20 protein-coding genes are annotated in these 19,861 nt (G+C 35.5%); 8 read left to right on the forward strand and 12 right to left on the reverse strand.

Annotated elements, in window-relative coordinates; genetic code table 11:
• The first annotated feature begins 39 nt into the window (after nt 1-39).
• Together BW926_RS08110 and def are read left to right on the forward strand one after the other, a co-directional pair.
• Nucleotides 40-912 (forward strand): ChaN family lipoprotein, encoded by an 873-nt coding sequence (locus tag BW926_RS08110; protein ID WP_076446016.1) that lies wholly within the window; start codon nt 40-42, stop codon nt 910-912.
• Between the two features lie 152 nt (nt 913-1,064).
• A complete protein-coding gene (gene def, locus BW926_RS08115; RefSeq protein ID WP_076446017.1) occupies nt 1,065-1,694 on the forward strand; it encodes a peptide deformylase in 630 nt (209 codons plus the stop codon).
• Between the two features lie 37 nt (nt 1,695-1,731).
• Here def and lipB read toward each other — a convergent pair whose 3' ends face one another.
• The 10 genes from lipB to BW926_RS08165 are packed head-to-tail and all read right to left on the reverse strand — an operon-like array spanning nt 1,732 to nt 10,363.
• Complete coding sequence (gene lipB / locus BW926_RS08120; protein ID WP_076446019.1) at nt 1,732-2,463, reverse strand: lipoyl(octanoyl) transferase LipB; 732 nt, start codon at nt 2,461-2,463, stop codon at nt 1,732-1,734.
• A gap of 31 nt (nt 2,464-2,494) precedes the next feature.
• Complete coding sequence (trpA, locus tag BW926_RS08125; protein ID WP_076446021.1) at nt 2,495-3,226, reverse strand: tryptophan synthase subunit alpha; 732 nt, start codon at nt 3,224-3,226, stop codon at nt 2,495-2,497.
• A complete protein-coding gene (locus BW926_RS08130) occupies nt 3,227-4,075 on the reverse strand; it encodes a GIY-YIG nuclease family protein (protein WP_076446023.1) in 849 nt (282 codons plus the stop codon).
• A 22-nt stretch (nt 4,076-4,097) separates the two neighbouring features.
• A complete protein-coding gene (gene trpB / locus BW926_RS08135) occupies nt 4,098-5,282 on the reverse strand; it encodes a tryptophan synthase subunit beta (RefSeq protein ID WP_076446025.1) in 1,185 nt (394 codons plus the stop codon).
• Nucleotides 5,260-5,832 (reverse strand): hypothetical protein, encoded by a 573-nt coding sequence (locus BW926_RS08140; RefSeq protein ID WP_076446027.1) that lies wholly within the window; start codon nt 5,830-5,832, stop codon nt 5,260-5,262. Before BW926_RS08140 ends, trpB begins: the two co-directional genes overlap by 23 nt.
• A 31-nt stretch (nt 5,833-5,863) precedes the next feature.
• Nucleotides 5,864-6,520 carry a phosphoribosylanthranilate isomerase gene (locus BW926_RS08145; RefSeq protein ID WP_076446029.1) on the reverse strand — a complete coding sequence of 219 codons (657 nt, stop codon included), beginning with the start codon at nt 6,518-6,520 and terminating at the stop codon, nt 5,864-5,866.
• A complete protein-coding gene (gene trpC / locus BW926_RS08150; protein ID WP_076446031.1) occupies nt 6,521-7,300 on the reverse strand; it encodes an indole-3-glycerol phosphate synthase TrpC in 780 nt (259 codons plus the stop codon). It abuts the gene before it with no gap.
• Nucleotides 7,301-7,311: 11 nt separating this feature from the next.
• Nucleotides 7,312-8,298 carry an anthranilate phosphoribosyltransferase gene (trpD, locus tag BW926_RS08155; RefSeq protein WP_076446033.1) on the reverse strand — a complete coding sequence of 329 codons (987 nt, stop codon included), beginning with the start codon at nt 8,296-8,298 and terminating at the stop codon, nt 7,312-7,314.
• Nucleotides 8,299-8,328: 30 nt separating this feature from the next.
• Nucleotides 8,329-8,919: an anthranilate synthase component II gene (locus BW926_RS08160; RefSeq protein ID WP_076446035.1), complete on the reverse strand. Its 591-nt coding sequence runs from the start codon at nt 8,917-8,919 to the stop codon at nt 8,329-8,331.
• Between the two features lie 22 nt (nt 8,920-8,941).
• Nucleotides 8,942-10,363 (reverse strand): anthranilate synthase component I family protein, encoded by a 1,422-nt coding sequence (locus BW926_RS08165; protein WP_076446037.1) that lies wholly within the window; start codon nt 10,361-10,363, stop codon nt 8,942-8,944.
• A 557-nt stretch (nt 10,364-10,920) separates the two neighbouring features.
• Here BW926_RS08165 and BW926_RS08170 point away from each other — a divergent pair.
• The 3 genes from BW926_RS08170 to lysS all read left to right on the forward strand — a co-directional run bounded on the left by BW926_RS08170 (nt 10,921) and on the right by lysS (nt 13,370).
• Entirely contained in the window at nt 10,921-11,148 is a 228-nt protein-coding gene (locus tag BW926_RS08170) for a hypothetical protein (RefSeq protein ID WP_076446039.1), read from the forward strand.
• The gene (locus BW926_RS08175; protein ID WP_076446041.1) at nt 11,148-11,519 is read left to right on the forward strand and encodes a c-type cytochrome; all 372 of its coding nucleotides are present in this window, start codon (nt 11,148-11,150) and stop codon (nt 11,517-11,519) included. Before BW926_RS08170 ends, BW926_RS08175 begins: the two co-directional genes overlap by 1 nt.
• A 150-nt stretch (nt 11,520-11,669) precedes the next feature.
• Nucleotides 11,670-13,370, forward strand: coding sequence for a lysine--tRNA ligase (lysS, locus tag BW926_RS08180; protein WP_076446043.1), 1,701 nt, complete (start codon nt 11,670-11,672; stop codon nt 13,368-13,370).
• Between the two features lie 65 nt (nt 13,371-13,435).
• Here the strand turns inward: lysS and BW926_RS08185 are convergent, their stop codons facing one another.
• The gene (locus BW926_RS08185; RefSeq protein ID WP_076446045.1) at nt 13,436-14,440 is read right to left on the reverse strand and encodes a cytochrome d ubiquinol oxidase subunit II; all 1,005 of its coding nucleotides are present in this window, start codon (nt 14,438-14,440) and stop codon (nt 13,436-13,438) included.
• Nucleotides 14,437-15,780 carry a cytochrome ubiquinol oxidase subunit I gene (locus BW926_RS08190; protein WP_076446047.1) on the reverse strand — a complete coding sequence of 448 codons (1,344 nt, stop codon included), beginning with the start codon at nt 15,778-15,780 and terminating at the stop codon, nt 14,437-14,439. Before BW926_RS08190 ends, BW926_RS08185 begins: the two co-directional genes overlap by 4 nt.
• Before the next feature lie 230 nt (nt 15,781-16,010).
• On the opposite strand from BW926_RS08190, the gene gyrB reads away from it, so the two are divergent.
• The 3 genes from gyrB to BW926_RS08200 all read left to right on the forward strand — a co-directional run bounded on the left by gyrB (nt 16,011) and on the right by BW926_RS08200 (nt 19,816).
• Complete coding sequence (gene gyrB, locus BW926_RS08195) at nt 16,011-17,945, forward strand: DNA topoisomerase (ATP-hydrolyzing) subunit B (RefSeq protein WP_076446049.1); 1,935 nt, start codon at nt 16,011-16,013, stop codon at nt 17,943-17,945.
• Between the two features lie 465 nt (nt 17,946-18,410).
• Nucleotides 18,411-18,602: a hypothetical protein gene (locus tag BW926_RS14210; RefSeq protein WP_143756523.1), complete on the forward strand. Its 192-nt coding sequence runs from the start codon at nt 18,411-18,413 to the stop codon at nt 18,600-18,602.
• A gap of 386 nt (nt 18,603-18,988) precedes the next feature.
• Nucleotides 18,989-19,816 (forward strand): RsiV family protein, encoded by an 828-nt coding sequence (locus tag BW926_RS08200; RefSeq protein ID WP_076446051.1) that lies wholly within the window; start codon nt 18,989-18,991, stop codon nt 19,814-19,816.
• Nucleotides 19,817-19,861 lie beyond the last annotated feature (45 nt).

Raw genomic sequence — 19,861 nt, forward strand, 5'->3', positions numbered from 1 at the left:
TTGTGATATTTGTGAAAACTTTAGTGTTAAAAAATAAAAATGAAAAATATTTTCATCGCGATATTGCTTGCTGGCTTTTGTTCATTACATGCACAAAACTTTAAAGCGTATCAATTTTACGATCAAAAAGGAAAGGAAATCAAAATTGAAAAACTGGTTAAGGAATTAGCAGATTATGACGTGGTTTTCTTTGGTGAAAATCATAATAATTCCATCAACCACTGGCTTCAGCTGAAGATTACGGAAACTTTATATGAAAAGAAAAACGGACAGATTATTTTGGGAGCGGAAATGTTTGAAAGGGATAACCAATCACAATTAAATCAATATTTGAGCGGAAAATTTGATGCTAAAACGTTAAAAGATTCAGCCCGTTTATGGAATAATTTTACAACAGATTATAAGCCTCTGGTCGATTTTGCGAAAGCTAAAAAACTGAGTTTCATTGCAACCAATATTCCCAGAAAATATGCTTCCCAAACCGCAAAAGAGGGCTTGGAATCTCTAAATAATTTAACGGAAAAAGAGAAAGTTTATATTGCTCAATTACCTATTAAAGTTACTTTAGATACGCCCGGTTATCCTGAAATGAAAACCATGATGGGAGATCACGCAGACGGTACAAAAGTGATGAATTTTATTTCTGCTCAGGCAACAAAAGATGCGACAATGGCAGAATCTATTATGAAAAACCTCCAAACCGGGAAAACATTCATTCATTACAACGGAAATTATCACAGCAAAGAATTTGGCGGAATTTACTGGTATATTAAGCAGAAAAATCCAAATCTGAAAATGGCGGTAATCTCTGTTTTTGAATCAGAAGACCCAAAGTTAAAAGTGCCTGAAAAAGAGTATAAGCCCACGAATTTTAATCTGATTATCCCAAGTGATATGACGAAAACGTATTAGAAGAGCCAAGTAAAAAGAATAAAGTTTGGGAATAGCAACTTTAATAACATCAATAGGGGCGGGCTTTAGCCCGTTTTTTAAGGTCAAAAATTCAAATTGGTTTTAACCAAAACATAATTACATTAATTATATTTGTACAACATTCAAAATAAATGAAAAATTTACCTCTTTTATTCATCCTTTTTATCGGTCTTGTTAATGCTCAGAAATTATCTCAGAACGAAATTTCTCTCATTAATCAGGGAGATGTAAATTCAGCACTACCGATCTATCAGACAACCGATGAAAATCAGCATAAAACATTATTAAGCCTTTCCACAGAAATTAATCCGCTTGATAAAAACACGGCCGTTTTGGTTAAAAGGATGAAAGAATCTCTGCTTTCAACAGACGGCGGAGTGGGAATTGCGGCGCCTCAGGTCGGAATTAACAGGAAAATTATCTGGGTTCAGCGTTTTGATAAAGAAGGCGAACCTTTGGAATATTTCATTAATCCTGTAATTGTCTGGAGGTCAGAACTGCAGAATCTCGGCCCGGAAGGCGATTTATCAATTCCTGATTTCAGAGACCAGTTTTACAGGAGCAAAGTGATTCAATTAGAATATGTTGATTTAAAAGGACAGAAATATTCGGAAATTGTAGAAGGCTTTACAGCTGTTATTTTCCAGCATGAAATCGACCATCTTTTCGGAATTTTAATTTCGGATAAAAAAGAAAAAGAAAAAAACGATTCTTATAAAAAGGTGGATGCCTTCAAGAAAAGTGATTCTGTGACGGGATAAAAAATAGATAAACCCCATTGAACGATGGGGTTTGAGCTTATTTTTTGAAGTTTAGCTCCGCCCCAAAAACATCTACAAAATGCTTTCGGATCTTAGTCTTAATATCTTCCATTTCTTCGGGAGTAAGTTCTCTTTCGAGCTCTCTTTTTAAGGAAGTCACCTGCTTATCCTTAATTCCGCAAGGGATAATGTATTCAAAATAACGCATATCGGTATTCACATTCAATGCAAAACCGTGCAGTGTTACCCATCGGGAAGCTTTTACACCCATTGCACAGATTTTTCGGGTATAAGGTTTTCCTACATCCAGCCATACGCCGGTTTCACCCTGCGAGCGTTCTCCTTTTAATCCGTATTCCGCTATCGTTCTGATGATTACCTCCTCCAGATTCCTCATATATAAATGAATATCTGTAAAGAAATTTTCAAGATCAAGAATAGGGTAGCCTACGATTTGTCCGTAGCCATGATAGGTGATATCTCCACCCCGGTTTACTTTTACGAAAGTGGCATCAATTTCCTTTAGTTTTTCTATTCCGGCTAACATATTTTCTTCGTGTCCGCTTTTTCCCAAAGTATATACATGAGGATGCTCTACAAGAAGAAAATGATTCGAGGTAGTCATATGCTGTTCAGAAGGCAGGTCTCTGTTTTTAATTTTCAGATTAATAATATCCTTCATCAGTTTTTCCTGATAATCCCAGGCGGGCTGATATTCTTTTACTCCTAAATCTTCAAATTCTACTACCTTATTTTGATGTGTGTTCATACCTTTAATTGATGTACAAATTTAGTGATTTTTACTCTTTAATGGAATGGATGAAATCTATCACATTTTTCTTCCAATCTCTATTTTGTAATAAAATATTCACAAATGCAGTTCCGATGATCCCGCCGTCTGCTTTTTCGGTGACATTTTCAAAATCTTCTTTTGATTTAATTCCAAAACCGATCATTACCGGATTTTTAAGAGATAAGGAAGCCAGCCTTGAGAGATAATCTTCATTTTTCAAAACGGAGGTTCCGTTTCCTGTTGTGGATGACGAGCTTACGGCGTATAAAAATCCTGAGCTTAAAGAATCCAGGTATACAATCCTTTTATTAGATGTTTCCGGGGTCACGAGAAAAGTGAAATTAAGGTTGTATTTTTCTAAAATTTTTTGATAATTTTCAAATTCAATAGGCGGAAAATCAGGAATAATTAAACCTGAAACGCCACTTTCAGAACATTCTCTGCAAAAATTTTCAAAGCCGAAACTCAAAACCGGATTAATATATCCCATCAGAATTATCGGAATTTTAATTTCATTTTTAATTGATTTTAATTGAGAAAATAGCGTTGAAATGGTCATTCCGTTTTTCAGAGCCCGTTCATGAGCTTGTTGAATTACAGGCCCGTCGGCAACAGGATCAGAGTAAGGCATCCCGATTTCCATCATATCTGCACCGGAATCTTGAATAATTTTTATGATTTCTACTGTGTCCTCAAGCTGAGGAATTCCTGCTGTAAAGTATATGTTGAGCTTTTTCATTTAAATTTCAATAGATTTTAAAATTCTACCATCAGATAGTTTCCATTCAGTTAATCCATTTGCGCTTCTTCCCATAACTATTGCTGCAGCTGTTGATGGACTGCTAAATAAATAGTCTTCAGAAAAAACTAATTTATTATTGATATTTACAATTTTTTGTTCATCAATTAACCTCTGTCTAAAATTTATGATTGATTGATTTAAAGAATTAGTAACCGAATCTGCAATTTCGGAACCTTTTAAGACAACGAAGCCCTCATTAGTAATTTGTCCTTGGGCATTTGCTCCCCTCGTCGCCCTAATATAGAATGTATTATTTTCTTGTTCTTCTAGTGTTTGGTTTTCATGTATTAATTCTTCAAAAATCTTGTATCCTAAAGTATTTGTCAATAATTTAATATTTTCGATAAACTCTTCCATTTCGGATCTATCGGGTTCTGAAATGCTTGGTTTTGTTGGGATATTTGAATTATCTAAATTATATCTACTTACTTTTTTAGCGATTTCATAAAGACGATTTTCTAAATATTTTATATGGGCTTTATTTAAATTTTCATCTTTACTTATAAAAATAATTGCTTCATTCCAAAAGTCTTTGCCTGAAATATGTTGAGTAATTCTTTTATATATTTCTTCTCCTTCCCCAATATAAGCCAAATCTTTATTATCAGCAGATTTTCCGAATAAAATATACACTCCGGTGCTCTCCAATTCTTTTCGATCAATAGAAACTTTTATTTTATTTCTGGGAATTTTAAATGCTTTTCCAGTCCAATTTGAAAGTTCACAAGTCAATCTTCCATTAGGTTCTCCGTCTATGAGAAATATTTTAATAGTTTTTCCAAACATGATTAAATAGCTTTTTGCAAATTTAATAATTAAGATGTTTCAAATACGTTTCCATGTCTTTATCTCCTCGGCCGCTTAGGCAGATAACGACAATGTCTTTTTCATTAAATTTTTTTTGGTCTAAAACCGCCAGGGCGTGAGCACTTTCCAAAGCGGGAATGATGCCTTCCAATTTTGTTAATTCAAACGCTGATTTTAATGCTTCATCGTCATTAATGCTGAAAAATTCTGCCCTTTTTTCTTTAAATAAATTTGCATGAAAAGGTCCGATGCCAGGGTAATCGAGCCCTGCGGAAATAGAATGGGGCTCTATGACCTGCCCGTCTTCAGTCTGCATCACCAGACTTTTACTTCCGTGTAAAACACCTATGCTTCCAAGGAAAGTTGTAGCTGCGGACATTCCTGAGCCAATACCTAATCCTCCAGCTTCTGCCGCAAGAAGTTTCACATTTTCTTCATCTGCAAAATGGTAAAAAGCGCCTGCAGCATTGCTTCCGCCACCAACACAAGCAATTACGTAATCAGGATTTTCCTTCCCGGTCTGCTCCAGAAGCTGTTCCTTAATCTCTTTTGAAATAATGCTTTGAAATCTCGCCACCAGATCCGGAAAAGGATGTGGGCCGACCACGCTTCCAATGGCATAATGTGTCGTTACGGGGTTGTTTATCCAATCTCTTAAAGCTTCGTTTACAGCATCTTTTAGAGTTTTTGAGCCGGATGTTGCGGGAACGACTTCTGCACCCAGCATTTTCATTCTTGCAACATTCGGAGCTTGTCTCTGGATGTCTATTTCTCCCATATAAACAATGCATTTCATTCCGAGTAAAGCGCATGCTGTAGCTGTTGCAACGCCATGCTGTCCGGCTCCCGTTTCTGCAATAATTCTTCTTTTACCCAAATATTTTGCCAGCAAAACCTGGCCCAAAGCATTGTTGATTTTGTGGGCTCCTGTGTGGTTCAGGTCTTCCCTTTTTAGGTAAATTTGAGTATGATATTTATCACTTAAATTTTCGGCGTAATATAATGGGGTCGAACGTCCTACGTAGTTTTTTAATAAATATTGATATTCTTGTTGAAATTTTTCATATTCTATGATTTCAAGATATTTCTTTTGCAGTTCCTCTACATTCGGATAAAGCATTTCCGGGATAAAAGCACCGCCAAATTCTCCATAATATCCATACTTATCGGGGTTTTTGTAATTCATTTTGTAGTTTATTTATGAATGAAAGGTTATAGTCAAATTGTTGTTTAGTTATCTGCTTATTTTGAAATAATAAATGAATTTTCGCAGTCAGATCTACAATAAGGTTTAGATTGAGCTTTGAATTGTACATTTTAACGGCTATTTCAATATTATCAACTAAAAAATAAGAATCCAGCTTCTCATACAGGCAGAAAATTTTGCAATAAACAAAACCAAAATCAAAATTTACACTTGATTTTACATTGTTATCCAATAACTTATCTGCAATAATAACAAGATGATAGCTGTCCCATAATTCAATATTTTTAAAAAAGTACTGTATATCTTCTTTGTTGAAAACTTTAATTAAATCTATAAAATCGCTTAATAATCCGTCAATCTGCCAATGTTCAGAGCTTTTGTCATACTGAGATATAAAAGTGTGAAGGTTTTCTATCTTTTTATTTTCAAATTTTATGGGGAATAAAGCAGAATTTACGGTTCGTCTTAAAAATCTGAGGTTCCGTTTTATTTTTAGAAGTTTGATTTTCTTCTGATAATATTTTTTCATTATTGTTTTTGTGTTTTTATGAAATATTTCTTTAATCTCTATTTATAATATTTTTTCTAAATGCTTTGATTCTATTTATGTCTTTTACTCCATAATCAATTTCAAATTTTGAATTAATATCTATCGCAAAAGGTTTTTGGTTTAACATTTTAATTTTATCTATATTTTCATCTGAAAGACCTCCGCTCAAAAAATAAGGCAGAGGAATGTTAATTTCATTCAAAATATTCCAGTCAAACTGTTTTCCTGTTCCCCCGAAAGTTTTTGAGTCTGTATCAAACAAAAGATAATTTATGTTGCCCAAATTTAAAGTTTTTAATTCAAGTTTCTGATTTCCAATCCTGATGACTTTAATAATTTTTGTTTTGGGAGGTAATTCTTTTCTTAATTCAGCAATAAAATTTTCACTTTCATCTCCATGTAACTGTACAAAATTTAAACCTGCCTGCAGTGAATTTTCTACAATTTTATTAACATTTTCATTAACAAAAACCCCTGTTTTGCAATTGTGATTTATATTTAGTATGTCTTTCAGGTGCAAATGCTTTAAAACATACCTTGGCGATTTTTCATAAAAAATAAAGCCCAGAAAATCTATTTTGATGGAAACCAATTCCTGAATCTGATCTGATTTTGTCACTCCGCAAATTTTAAGTTTTAGCTGATTGTTCTGTTTTTGAGCTTCCATTTATCTATTAGTTTTTGAAATAAATTCTTCAAATGCGCGCACCGGATTTTCATTTTTCATAAAATATTCTCCCATTAAAAATCCTTTAAATCCTTTTTCTTTTAGATATAAAAAATCTTTAATGCTGTAAATGCCGCTTTCTGCAACTGACACAACGTCTTTTGGAAGTTGGTCTTTCAGCCTTACGGAATGGTCCAGATCTACTTCGAAGTTTTTTAAATTTCTATTATTAATTCCTATCAGATCTATTTTTGGATTAAAATAGGCCAGCTCCTCTTCTGTATGAATTTCCAGCATAACTTCAAGGCTAAGCTCATGCGAAAGTTCCGTAAATTCTAAAACCTGTTCTGCTGAAAGACACGCAGCAATCAATAAAACAGCATCTGCTCCCATATTTTTTGCTTCATAGAACTGATATTCATCAATCATGAAGTCTTTTCGCAGGATCGGAATTTTTATATGATTTCTTACATTTAAAATATCATCAGAGCTTCCTCCGAAAAAATCTTTATCTGTAAGTATTGAAATTCCGCTTGCTCCAAAACTTTCGTAACCGGATGTGACTTCTAAAGGTAAAACTTTGGCATTGATGATCCCTTTGGAAGGTGATTTCCTTTTAAATTCCGCAATAATCCCGCTTTTATTATTGATACTCTTTTTTAACGAAAAACTTTCTCTTTTAAAAAATTCAGAATCTTTTAATTGATCAATAGAAATTTTAGATTTTGAGAATGCAATTTCTTCTTTTTTTTCTTGTATAATTTTATTTAAAATGTTCATGATGCTAAATTTTATTCTAAAAGCAATTCGAGACACTTTAATGCTTTTTTTTCAAACAGGCTTTCCTGCGCCATGAGAAGACAATCATCATAATTCCCGAATTTATTGGTATGATGGAGTGCTACGGCAGCATTTGCGATAACTACGGAATTTTGCTGCTTAGAACCTTCTCCCTGTAAAATGCTTCTGAGAATTTTTGCTGCTTCTGCAGTGGTTTTACCAGCATTCAGGTTTTCCGGATTTACGGAATCAAAGCCCAGATCTTCTGTTGAATAAATTTCCGCGCCCTTTTTTGTAATAATCTTCGTGTCATGGGTAAGGCTGATCTCGTCATAGCCATCCATCGAATGGACAATCATAAAGTCTTTATTATCAGATTGTAATAAATATTCATAAAGCCGTGCAATTTCCAGATTGTAAACTCCAATCATTGAATATTGAGGTTTTACGGGATTCACCAAAGGCCCGAGAAGATTGAAAAAAGTACGTAGTCCCAAAGATTTTCTCAATGAACCGACCGAAAGGAGAGCGGGATGGAAATAAGGAGCATGCAGAAAACAGATGTTAGCTTTTTCGAGGTCTTCCTGTAGCTGTTCCGAGCTATTTTTGAATTGATATCCCATTTCTTCCAAAACATTAGATGATCCTGTTTGGGTTGAAGCGCCGTAATTGCCATGTTTCGTTACTTTTTGCCCGGCTCCGGCTACCACAAAGCTTGTGATTGTAGAGATATTGAACGTATTTTTCCCGTCGCCACCTGTTCCTACAATATCTATGGCATCGTTTGCGTCTACATTCAGGGGTACGGCCATTTTTAAAAAAGCGTCTCTGAAACCTTCAAGTTCTTTCAAAGTGATATTCCGCATGAGAAAAACACTAATAAATGCAGTGACTTCCATTGCATTAAACTTATTTTGAGCAATTTCAATCATGACCGACTTCGCTTCAGATTTTGACAAAGTATGGTGATTGAAAAGGTATTGCAGAATTTCTTTCATTCGCTGATTTTTTATTTTGGACGGATTTATTTAATTTAAAAGAAAATTTTTAATGATAATTTCTCCTTTTGGGGTTAGTATGCTTTCCGGATGAAACTGAACACCATGCACATCATATTTTTTATGCTGCAAGGCCATGATCATCCCGTCTTTGTCTACTGCCGTTATTTCCAGTTCCTCTGGGAAATTTTCTGGGTTTACGGCCCAGCTGTGGTATCTTCCAACTTCAATTCCGCCGGAAAGATCTTTGAAAAGTTTGGTGTCACTTTTCACCAGGTCTGCAGGAGTTGAAACTCCATGAAAAATCTCTGAAAGATTGATCAGGCTGCCACCAAAAGCCTCCGCAATAGCCTGCTGGCCAAGACAAACGCCAAGAATGCTTTTAGTAGGGGCATATTCTTTAATAAGATCTAATAAAATACCCGCTTCTTCGGGAATTCCCGGCCCGGGGGAAAGGATAATCTTGTCGTACCGGCCTATCTCTTCTAAAGTAATTTCGTCATTTCTTACCACATCTACTTTTTCATTCAGGATTCTTTCGATGATCTGAACGAGATTGTAGGTGAAGCTGTCGTAATTGTCAAAGACCAAAACTTTGGCTAGTTGTATATTATTGTTCATTTTTTTATGATTTATTTTATGTTTAATGGCTTAGCTTTTCTGCCTTTTCTACTGCTTTTTTCAGGGCATTGAGCTTATTGTTTACCTCCTGAAGTTCACTTTCAGGGTTTGATTTTGCGACTAATCCCGCTCCGGCCTGGTAATATAAAGTATTGTTTTTACTTAAAAATGTTCTGATCATTATTGCTTGATTGCAATCCCCGTTAAGGCCGATCATTCCGATACATCCGCCGTAATAGCCGCGTGAATTTTTTTCATATTTGTTAATTAATTGCATGGCCTGATGTTTTGGTGCACCGCTTAAAGTTCCCTGCGGAAAAGTGGTGGCCATCATTTCGAAAGTATTTATATTTTCCGGAACATCGGCTGTCACTTCGCTCACCATATGGATGACGTGGGAAAAAAGTTGGATTTCCTTTAGTTTCGTTACCGTAATATTTTTACCTAATTTACCAAGGTCATTTCTCGCAAGGTCAACAAGCATGATGTGTTCTGCGTTTTCTTTCGGATCATTTTTCAGGGACTCGATTGATTGTAAATCAATATCAAAATTTCCCGTTCGTTTGAAAGTTCCGGCTATGGGATGAATGATCGCTTTATTATCTTTTATAATCAATTGGCTTTCAGGGCTTGAACCGAATAATTTATAATTTCCATAATCGAAATAAAAAAGGTAAGGGGAGGGGTTAATATTCCTCAAAGTACGATAAACATTGAATTCGTCGCCTGTGAACTTCTGCTCAAACCTCCTGCTTAAAACCAATTGGAACACATCACCCCTCATGCAGTGCTTCTGCGCAGTTTTTACCAATTCAATATATTCTTCATCGGTAATATTGGAGATTTCATTTCCGTTTTTACCAAATGGATAAATGACCGGGTTTTTATTTTTAATGATGCTTTCCAGTAGATAGAGTTCGGATTTAATTCCTTCGATCTGATTTTCAATAATATGCATTTCATCATTGTAATGATTGACCGCAATGACATATTGATAAAGCCTGTATCGAAGAATCGGGATTTCGACTTCCGGACTTTGAGCTTTAAAGCTGATATTCTCAAAAAACTGTACCGCTTCGAAGCTGGTATACCCGAAGAGGCTCTGTGCTGTTTTTTCTATCGGATTATTAGTTTGCTCACATTCGAAGATTTTGGAGAACTGCTCGAAAACATCTGCAATTTTATGTTCGATAATGAATTGTTTTACAGGCTCCTGTCTGGGAAACTTGATTTCGAATTCGTTAAGGTTTTTTATTTCGATTCCGGCAATGGCATTGATGGCAATAAAAGAAAAATTATTGTCGATATTTTTAGCATCCGAACTTTCTAGAAGGATCGTATCCCTGAATTTGTCGCGTACCTGCAGATAAATATTCATTGGGGTTTGTAGGTCTCCGAGTGTTATTTTGGATACGGTTTTTATTTTAATTTTTTTATTAAACATTTGTAGTTCTATTTTTAATTTAAACAAAAAAAGACTTCAACGGATTACGTCAAAGTCTTTGTATTATATTGTTTTTTAAATATATCCCGATTGTGCAATTAACAACGTGACAACACTTCCAGACCCGACGAAGAGTTTGAAAGCCACCACCAGATATTGCTGCTTATATTAAACATTTGACAAATATAGGTAATTTTTTAATACAAAAAATAAAAAGTATGAAACTAAGCGAACTTAAAATTGAGAATATCTTATTTTTTCTTTTCAATCCTTCATGCTTAGCTTTATATACAAGCTCATCTTAAACTTCCACGACCACTTCTTAGCGGAAGCCGAAAGAAGCCGAAAAGCAAAACAAAAAGAATCACTGTATAAAAACTATGTGACTTGTAAAAAGCAGAAATTTTGAAATGATAGCTATAGCTTTAAATTAAAATTATCTTTACATATAATATAATTATGGAACTTTTAATAAAATCCGGGGAAATTGGATATTTATCATGATTTTAAAAGTTTATTTTTTATATTTTTGCCTTAAATAATTTATAGAAAAAATAATGAAAAAAGTATTAACAATTGCATTTATAGGAGGTTTATTGGTAGCTAACTGCTCAAAAAAGCCTAATCATGACTTACAAGACAGCAATACGATGCTATCGGAACCGGATGCACCCACTGTAGTGGATTCTAGCGCAACAACAAGAAATAAGCCTGAAGCAGATGTAAATGCGGCGGTATCAGTACCTGCAAACAAAGCAAAAGCAGATACTCTTACAAAAAAATAATGAGAAACATATTTTTGACGGGATGTATCAGCCTGCTGATTTTTTCCTGCTCCAAAAAAGAAAATACACCTGTTGACATCTCTTCTTCTGAAAATACAGCTGTAGCAGCAAAAACGAATCTTTCAGGAGACCAAATTATTGAAACAATGGACTGTTCGGGATGTCATGCGGCAAATGAAAGAATGACAGGACCTTCTTATCAGGAAATTGCAGATAAATATTCTGAAAAGGATATTGAACTGCTGGCTTCCAAGATCTTAGAAGGCGGAAGCGGAGTTTGGGGAGGCGTGCCGATGTCACCACATTCTCAGGTATCCAAAGAAGATGCTAAAAAAATGGTGGAGTATATTTTAACTTTAAAGAAAAAATAATCCTTCATTTTATAAAATATAAAGGCTGTTTCTCTAACCGGGAAACGGCTTTTTTATTATCCAAGTCATGAATGTGTTACTATACTAACAAAGAATTTTGACATCTACGTACAAACCTTTATCTTTGCACGTTATTGAAATACAGAAATAATGCAATTATCAGAACAGGAAATTATCAGAAGAGAAAAGCTGAACAAGCTTGTTGAAATGGGGATCAACGCGTTCCCTGCAGATGAATATGTAATTACAGATACTACGGCATCTATAAAACAGGATTTTGCTGATAATAAACAGGTTAAAATTGCAGGAAGATTAATGTCCAGAAGAATTCAGGGGAAGGCTTCTTTTGCAGAATTGCAGGATTCTACCGGAAAAATTCAGGTGTATTTTAACAGAGACGAAATCTGTACAGGTGAAGACAAAACTTTATATAATGAAGTCTACAAACACCTTTTGGATATAGGAGATATTATCGGTGTAGAAGGAGAATTATTTACTACTCAAGTAGGAGAGCAGACTGTTTTGGTGAAAAACTTCACGCTTCTAACAAAAGCTTTAAGACCTCTTCCTTTAGCAAAAACCGATGAAAATGGAGTAGTACACGATGCTTTTAACGATCCGGAACTAAGATACAGACAGCGTTATGTAGATTTAACCGTAAATCCTCAGGTGAAAGAGGTTTTCGTAAAAAGAACAAAATTGTTCAATGCCATGAGAACTTTCTTCAATGATGCAGGATATTTTGAGGTGGAAACACCGATCTTACAGTCAATTCCGGGAGGAGCGGCAGCAAGGCCGTTTATCACTCATCATAATGCTTTGGATATTCCGTTATATTTAAGAATTGCCAACGAATTATACCTTAAAAGATTAATCGTTGGTGGTTTTGACGGAGTTTATGAATTCTCAAAAAACTTTAGAAACGAAGGAATGGACAGAACTCATAACCCAGAATTTACCGCAATGGAAATCTATGTAGCCTACAAAGATTACAACTGGATGATGAATTTCACTGAAAAATTGCTAGAATTCTGCGCTATTCAGGTAAATGGGACTACAAAAGCCACTTTCGGAGAGCATGAAGTTGATTTCAAAGCGCCTTACGAAAGAATTTCCATGACGGATGCGATCTTGAAATTCACAGGCTTTGATATCACAGGAAAAACGGAGCAGGAATTGTTCGATTTCGCAAAATCTATCGGAATTGAGGTTAATGAAACGATGGGTAAAGGAAAACTAATTGATGAAATTTTTGGTGAAAAATGCGAAGGAAACTTCATTCAGCCGACTTTCATTACAGATTATCCTATTGAAATGTCACCTCTTACGAAAAAGCACAGAAGCAAAGAAGGTCTTACAGAGCGTTTTGAATTAATGGTTTGCGGAAAAGAAATTGCCAATGCCTATTCTGAGCTTAACGATCCTATTGATCAGAGAGAGCGTTTCGAAGATCAACTTAAGTTATCTGAAAAAGGGGATGATGAAGCAGGACAATTCATTGATGAAGATTTCTTAAGAGCTCTTGAATACGGTATGCCGCCAACTTCAGGATTAGGAATCGGTATGGACAGGCTGATTATGTTCTTAACGAACAACGCATCCATCCAGGAAGTGCTGTTCTTCCCTCAAATGAGACCTGAAAAAACAATTCCCCAGATAGAATTAGGCGAAGATGAAAAAGTAATTCTCGAAATCCTTAATTCTCATCAAGAGCCGTTTTCTCTTGCTGAAGTAAAGGAAAGAAGCCAACTGTCCGGTAAAAAATGGGATAAGGCTTCAAAGAATCTTACTAAAAATAATTTAGTAAAGGTTGAAAAAATTGATGAAAATCTTTCGATGAAACTAATTTAAGTTTTATTAAATATATAATTTAGTTCCGGCGGAAGCTTTGCTTCCGCCGGAACTTTTTTTGAAAATTATCTCCTCTGCTTACTAAATGAAGCCATTAAATAAAACAAGAACGGCAGAATAAAAACAGAACCCAGCATCAGTGCCCATCCCAAGGCAGAAATGGTTTTCGGGGCGGCAATATGTTCTAATAAAGATAAATGCTGTCCGTTTCCAAATAATATGATATTCGGGTTGTGCTGATATGTTGCAGCCACCAAAATCATGATCACCTGAAATCCTGCCAATGCTCTTACAGGAAGCAGTTTCTGGCGATTCATTGCTCTTAAAATCAGGGCTAGGCAAATGGTAGCAAACGTGGTAGCCATTATTCCCAAAGGTTTAGAGAAAACCCACATCAGTAAAGGAATGTCAGATAGATAAGCTGTAAGAAACACCAGAATTCCTGTGATAACGACAAAAATCATCGTTTGTTTTGATTTTTTGATCATTAAATTGAGTTCCAGCCTGTCAACCGTTTCCCTTAAAGCAAATACAGATGCAAGGTAAGCGCAGATGGCAATGGTAAATAATCCGACAGCCACTCCAAACCAGTTTAGCCAGCTGAAAATATATAAATCTAAAAATCCCATTGCATTTGGATTGATTGATCTTGAAATCGTTGCAGAGGCAATCAGTCCTAAAAAAAATGGTGTAAGTAAACTTGAGAAATAAAATATCTGGGTGTAAACCTGCTGCCATTCGTCCTTTACTGCATCATAATGTCTAAAAGTAAAGGCTGTTCCTCTCGCAATAATCCCGATAAGCATCAATACCAAAGGAATATGAAGATAAGTGGAAAGTGTGGTATAAATCTCCGGAAAACCGACAAACAAAATCACAATTGCAATAATTAACCACATATGATTCGCTTCCCAAACCGGCGCAATAGATTCGTACATGATAACTTTTGTCTTAGGACGGTTTTTTTTCTTGGTGAAAAGTTCCACGATTCCTGCCCCGAAATCTGCTCCGCCCAAAATTACATATAAACATATGGAAAGCCACAGAAAACCTATAACTACGTATATCATGATTTTTTATTTTTAGCGTTAAACTGAGGGTCGGTAGGATCATACAATCTCGGAACCATCCTTATCTGTCTTGTCAGAAGAAAAATAATAACCAGCGATAATGAAACGAAAACAGCAGTGAAAAAGTAAAAAGAATACTGAATTCCTGGCATTGGTGTGACTGCATCTGCGGTTCTCATGATTCCGTAGATGATCCACGGCTGGCGTCCAACCTCAGTTACTGTCCAGCCTGCTTCCAAAGCGATATATCCAAAAGGTGAGGCTATTAAAAAGGTTTTTAATAACCAATTCTTATTCAGCCATTCTTTTTTGAATAAATATGCATAAAAATAAACCATTCCAATGATAATCATCACCACTCCAAAGAAGATCATAATCTGAAAACAGTAGTGAACCACGGCAATTGGAGGCCATTCATCTTTAGGAAAATCTTTCAGACCTTTTACTTCAGAATTAAAATCATTACTCACTAAAAAGCTTAAAATCTTCGGTATTTTTACAGCATATTTTATTTCACCTTTTTCTTCATCAGGAATTCCGCCGATCACGAAAGCCGCCCCTTTTTCAGTCTCGAAATGAGCTTCCATGGCAGCCAGTTTTATCGGCTGTCTTTCCGCAACGGATTTTGCAGCGATATCACCGCTTAAAGGTGCTCCAAATGCCCCTATCAATGCAAAACCAGCAGCGATTCTGAATGCTTTGGTATGAAATTCAACATTCTTTTTTCGCATAATTAAATAGGCATGAACTCCAGCAACCGCAAATCCTGTCGCACAAAATGCAGCAACCGTCATATGCAAAGCCTGTGGAAGCCAAGCTTCATTAAACATAGCTTTTATAGGATCTATATTTACATATTGTCCGTCGACATAATCGAATCCGGCAGGTGAATTCATCCAGGCATTCGCTGCAACAACCAAAATCCCTGAAGCTAAACCACTTAAACCAACCAAAAATCCGCAAAACCAATGAAACCATTTATTGAATCTGTCCCATCCGTAAAGGAAAAATCCGATGGCGATGGCTTCAATAAAAAATGCAGTCCCTTCTAACGAAAATGGCATTCCGAAAATGGGTCCTGCGTGTTTCATGAATTCAGGCCAGAGAAGTCCGAGTTCGAAAGATAGCATCGTTCCGGAAACAGCTCCTGTTGCAAAAAGTATTGCGACACCTTTGCTCCATGCTTTGGTAAGACCTTTGTAGACTTCATTTTTTGTCTTTAAATATTTCCAGTGGGCAAAAGCCATCAAAAAGGGCATTACCATACCAACACAAGAGAAGATGATGTGAAAACCGAGTGACATCGCCATTTGTGCACGAGCTGCAAGAAAGTCGTCCATAAATATCAATTTTTGAGTAAATAAATTTAAGCATAAATTATAGATGTTCGGTATGATTTACAACAGTATGAGTTTGGGAAATAGATTTTAACTTTGATCTTTTAGATTAAAACTCTTTGGTATTTTGGTGGATAAAATCCGCTTTTTTTGACATATTTTAACTTTCATACCTCGAAAAAAATCACGATATTTGTAAGTCTTTGCATACAGCAAGATTTTTAATATTTGATATGAGTCAGAAACAATATACAGCTAGTAGTATTCAGGCATTGGAAGGAATGGAACACGTGCGTATGCGTCCTTCAATGTACATTGGTGATGTGGGAGTAAGAGGTCTCCATCATTTGGTTTATGAAGTAGTAGATAACTCTATTGACGAGGCATTGGCAGGGTACTGCGACACGATCTTCGTTGCTATTAAAGAAGGAAACGGAATCGAGGTTATGGATAATGGTCGAGGTATTCCGGTTGACTTCCACGAAAAAGAACAAAAGTCCGCTCTTGAGGTTGTAATGACTAAAATTGGAGCCGGAGGTAAATTTGATAAAGATTCTTATAAAGTTTCCGGAGGTCTTCACGGAGTTGGGGTATCGTGTGTAAACGCACTTTCCAACGAAATGGTCACTACCGTTTACAGAGATGGGAAAATCTACCAACAGATATATTCAAGGGGAAAAGCGCAGACCGATGTTGAAGAGATCGGAGAAAGCGATCACAGAGGAACCAAGCAGTTTTTCCAGCCGGATGATACTATTTTTACGGAATTAGTTTACAACTACGACACATTGGCAACTCGTTTAAGAGAGCTTTCTTACCTTAATAAAGGCATCACGATTACCCTTACGGATGAAAGAGAAAAATTAGAAGACGGATCTTTCAGATCTGAAGTTTTTCACTCTGAAGGCGGACTAAAGGAATTCGTTGCATTTATCGACGGAAACCGTGAGTCTATCATGGAAAATGTAATTTTCATGGAAGGTGAAAGAGACGATATTCCTGTTGAGGTAGCGATGCGTTACAATACATCATTCAACGAAAATCTTCACTCTTATGTAAATAATATCAATACTCATGAAGGAGGTACTCACTTGGCTGGTTTCAGACGTGCTTTAACGAGAACTTTGAAGAAATATGCAGATGATTTGGGGATTCCTCAAAAAGAAAAAGTGGAAATCACAGGGGATGACTTTCGTGAAGGGCTTACGGCTGTGGTTTCTGTAAAAGTAATGGAACCTCAGTTTGAAGGGCAGACAAAAACGAAATTAGGAAATTCCGAAGTTTCAGGTGCTGTAGATAAAATTGTAGGGGAAATGCTTACCAATTTCCTGGAAGAAAATCCAAACGAAGCGAAAATTATTGTTCAAAAGGTTGTATTGGCTGCAAAAGCCAGACAAGCTGCTAAAAAGGCCCGTGAAATGGTTCAGAGAAAATCTCCGATGGGAGGCTCAGGACTTCCGGGAAAACTTTCCGATTGTTCATCAAAAGATCCTGCTGAATCTGAAATCTTCCTGGTAGAGGGAGATTCCGCGGGGGGGACTGCAAAACAGGGACGTGACAGATTTTTTCAGGCTATTCTTCCTTTAAGGGGTAAAATCCTGAATGTTGAAAAATCTATGCTTCATAAAGTATATGATAACGAGGAGATTAAAAATATCTATACAGCTCTTGGGGTTTCTGTAGGTACGGAAGAAGACAGCAAGGCATTGAATATGTCTAAATTAAGATATCACAAAATCGTAATCATGACCGATGCCGATATCGATGGATCTCACATCTCAACCTTGATCTTAACCTTCTTCTTCAGATATATGAAGGAATTAATTGAGAATGGATATATCTATATTGCTCAACCACCTTTATATCTATTGAAAAAAGGAAATAAAAAGCAATATGCCTACAACGAAAAAGAACGTGAAGAATTTACCTTAGAAATGTCTCCGGATGGAAAAGGTGTTGAAATTCAGCGATACAAAGGTCTTGGGGAGATGAATCCTGAGCAACTTTGGGAAACAACACTGAATCCCGAACACAGAATTCTAAAGCAGGTAACAATTGACAATGCTGTAGAGGCAGATAGTGTTTTCTCAATGCTGATGGGCGATGAGGTTCCGCCGAGAAGAGAATTTATCGAGAAAAATGCAAAATATGCTAAAATTGACGCATAATTAATTGTTTAAATTATAATTAAAAGATTTCAGAAATGGAGTCTTTTTTATTTTAAAATATCAAAAAGTGTTAAAAAATATATAATTAAATTTTAATTTTTTTTTTGTTTAAATACAAAAAAATGATTAAAATATGGTTTCCTTCAGGATTTTGTTCCGTTTACATTAGCCAATGCCTCCCTTGAGAACTTCCAGATGAAAATCATCAACAAATAAGGAATTGAACTTAAAACAAAAATTTATCCTTCAAAATACAACTATCCGTCACAGAAGCTGACAATGTCGGAAAAAAATATATGCATATAAAATGTTCCCGCTATCGATGATGCTGTTTTATTGCCTTATCCTGTAAAAATTTTACCAAAAGTGAGTTTTGCCTTGACAAAATTTCATCTTGAATGAAAGCAGGGAAGCATGAGCAATTGGAGTGATTTATGGTATTAGAACAGTATTCTACAGCCAGTTTTGTTTTCCACATCTGCGATCAAGGTGGAAGTTGCAGCTTTAAATTTACAAGGAACGACAGAAGAAAAAATCAAAAAACTATACCAGCATATGCAGTCAAAAACAAGATATATTTTTGTAGCACTAGGTATTAGTGAGTGGCCACCGATGCTTCACGATGAGGTTCATAAAAAAGGATATGCAGACTGCTAAGGATTGACTAATTATATGAAAACCCTGCTGGATGAGGCGAAAATTTCGTGCTATTTTCGGTGATAAATTCAAGCACTTCGCCGGTTTCTTTTGATAAGGATCTTCTGAAAATGGTGGAAATCATGACATTTTAATGGTTCCTACCGAAAAAGGAAATATAGAGCAGAAAGCGAATAAGCTGGAAGTGATTTCTACTACAATCTCAAGTCCGGATTATCCGTCCTGCCTTTAAACAGATTTGAGGTGTGGCGACAAAGCATGAAAACTAGGTGATCAGCCTTGTAAAAAAATCATTATAGGAGTACGATTTGATTATAAATTTCAAATAATTTACAAAACCATTCATTTTTGAATGGTTTTTGCATATAAAAAGGAAAATCATATTTATGAAAAATACAATTGCCGCTGCCGCGTTTTCCTCGTTACTGACTTTTTCAGCATGTAAAAAGCCTGAAAATAATAGCATAGATAATCAAAAAATCGAGATTTCGGAGCCCGCAAAATTTACAGTTGATTCTGTAAAGATGAATGACTCTATAAAACTTACCGACTCATTAAAATTAAGGTTTACTTCAAAAATGCTGGTTTTTCCTACAATCAAAGATAAGAAATTGCTTGACAGTATTTATTTTGGAGATAAAAAAATTCAGGATTTTTCAAAGAAAGGGATTCAGGCTTTACTTGAAAAGAATAAAAATGAATATTTCAATACCGTAAAAAAAGATTCAAAAGACTGGCTCGCAGACATGACTTACGCTCAGGAATGGTATTCTAATAAAGGAATGGAAGTAAAATCAAATCTTAATGATTATCTCCATATACAGTACGGATGGGGTTCTTATGAAGGGGGAGCCCATAACAATTATGGGTTTTCAGAAAGGGTTTTTGACCTTAAAAACAATAAAAAGGTTGAGCTTAAAGATATTACTTTGATGCCTAAAAATGATATTGAAAAATTATTAATGAAAAACATCAATAAAATGGGCGGCGGTGCAACCGATAAAAACGGAAAAGTAAACAACTCTGATATGCTTTTGGTAGATAAAATTCCGGTAACAGAGAATTTTTATTTTGACGAAAAAAATCTCTACTTTCATTACAGCCCATATGAAATTACGGCTTTTGCGGCTGGGGATATTACGATTCCTATTTCTTGGGAAGAATTGAAAGGAAAGTTGAATTCTGACTTTCAAAAGAGGATGAATATCAAATAATAGTGACTTGTGGTATATATTTTGTTGCTAAAGCAAAAACAACAA

The organism is Chryseobacterium sp. RU37D (assembly GCF_900156075.1).
In the GTDB taxonomy this organism is placed as follows: Bacteria; Bacteroidota; Bacteroidia; order Flavobacteriales; family Weeksellaceae; genus Chryseobacterium.

What these genes read in the sequence shown, in the direction of transcription:
- BW926_RS08110 (WP_076446016.1), top strand. Translation starts at nt 40, where the DNA reads ATGAAAAATATTTTCATCGCGATATTGCTTGCTGGCTTTTGTTCATTA.
- def (WP_076446017.1), top strand. Translation starts at nt 1,065, where the DNA reads ATGAAAAATTTACCTCTTTTATTCATCCTTTTTATCGGTCTTGTTAAT.
- lipB (WP_076446019.1), bottom strand. Translation starts at nt 2,463, where the DNA reads ATGAACACACATCAAAATAAGGTAGTAGAATTTGAAGATTTAGGAGTA.
- trpA (WP_076446021.1), bottom strand. Translation starts at nt 3,226, where the DNA reads ATGAAAAAGCTCAACATATACTTTACAGCAGGAATTCCTCAGCTTGAG.
- BW926_RS08130 (WP_076446023.1), bottom strand. Translation starts at nt 4,075, where the DNA reads ATGTTTGGAAAAACTATTAAAATATTTCTCATAGACGGAGAACCTAAT.
- trpB (WP_076446025.1), bottom strand. Translation starts at nt 5,282, where the DNA reads ATGAATTACAAAAACCCCGATAAGTATGGATATTATGGAGAATTTGGC.
- BW926_RS08140 (WP_076446027.1), bottom strand. Translation starts at nt 5,832, where the DNA reads ATGAAAAAATATTATCAGAAGAAAATCAAACTTCTAAAAATAAAACGG.
- BW926_RS08145 (WP_076446029.1), bottom strand. Translation starts at nt 6,520, where the DNA reads ATGGAAGCTCAAAAACAGAACAATCAGCTAAAACTTAAAATTTGCGGA.
- trpC (WP_076446031.1), bottom strand. Translation starts at nt 7,300, where the DNA reads ATGAACATTTTAAATAAAATTATACAAGAAAAAAAAGAAGAAATTGCA.
- trpD (WP_076446033.1), bottom strand. Translation starts at nt 8,298, where the DNA reads ATGAAAGAAATTCTGCAATACCTTTTCAATCACCATACTTTGTCAAAA.
- BW926_RS08160 (WP_076446035.1), bottom strand. Translation starts at nt 8,919, where the DNA reads ATGAACAATAATATACAACTAGCCAAAGTTTTGGTCTTTGACAATTAC.
- BW926_RS08165 (WP_076446037.1), bottom strand. Translation starts at nt 10,363, where the DNA reads ATGTTTAATAAAAAAATTAAAATAAAAACCGTATCCAAAATAACACTC.
- BW926_RS08170 (WP_076446039.1), top strand. Translation starts at nt 10,921, where the DNA reads ATGAAAAAAGTATTAACAATTGCATTTATAGGAGGTTTATTGGTAGCT.
- BW926_RS08175 (WP_076446041.1), top strand. Translation starts at nt 11,148, where the DNA reads ATGAGAAACATATTTTTGACGGGATGTATCAGCCTGCTGATTTTTTCC.
- lysS (WP_076446043.1), top strand. Translation starts at nt 11,670, where the DNA reads ATGCAATTATCAGAACAGGAAATTATCAGAAGAGAAAAGCTGAACAAG.
- BW926_RS08185 (WP_076446045.1), bottom strand. Translation starts at nt 14,440, where the DNA reads ATGATATACGTAGTTATAGGTTTTCTGTGGCTTTCCATATGTTTATAT.
- BW926_RS08190 (WP_076446047.1), bottom strand. Translation starts at nt 15,780, where the DNA reads ATGGACGACTTTCTTGCAGCTCGTGCACAAATGGCGATGTCACTCGGT.
- gyrB (WP_076446049.1), top strand. Translation starts at nt 16,011, where the DNA reads ATGAGTCAGAAACAATATACAGCTAGTAGTATTCAGGCATTGGAAGGA.
- BW926_RS08200 (WP_076446051.1), top strand. Translation starts at nt 18,989, where the DNA reads ATGAAAAATACAATTGCCGCTGCCGCGTTTTCCTCGTTACTGACTTTT.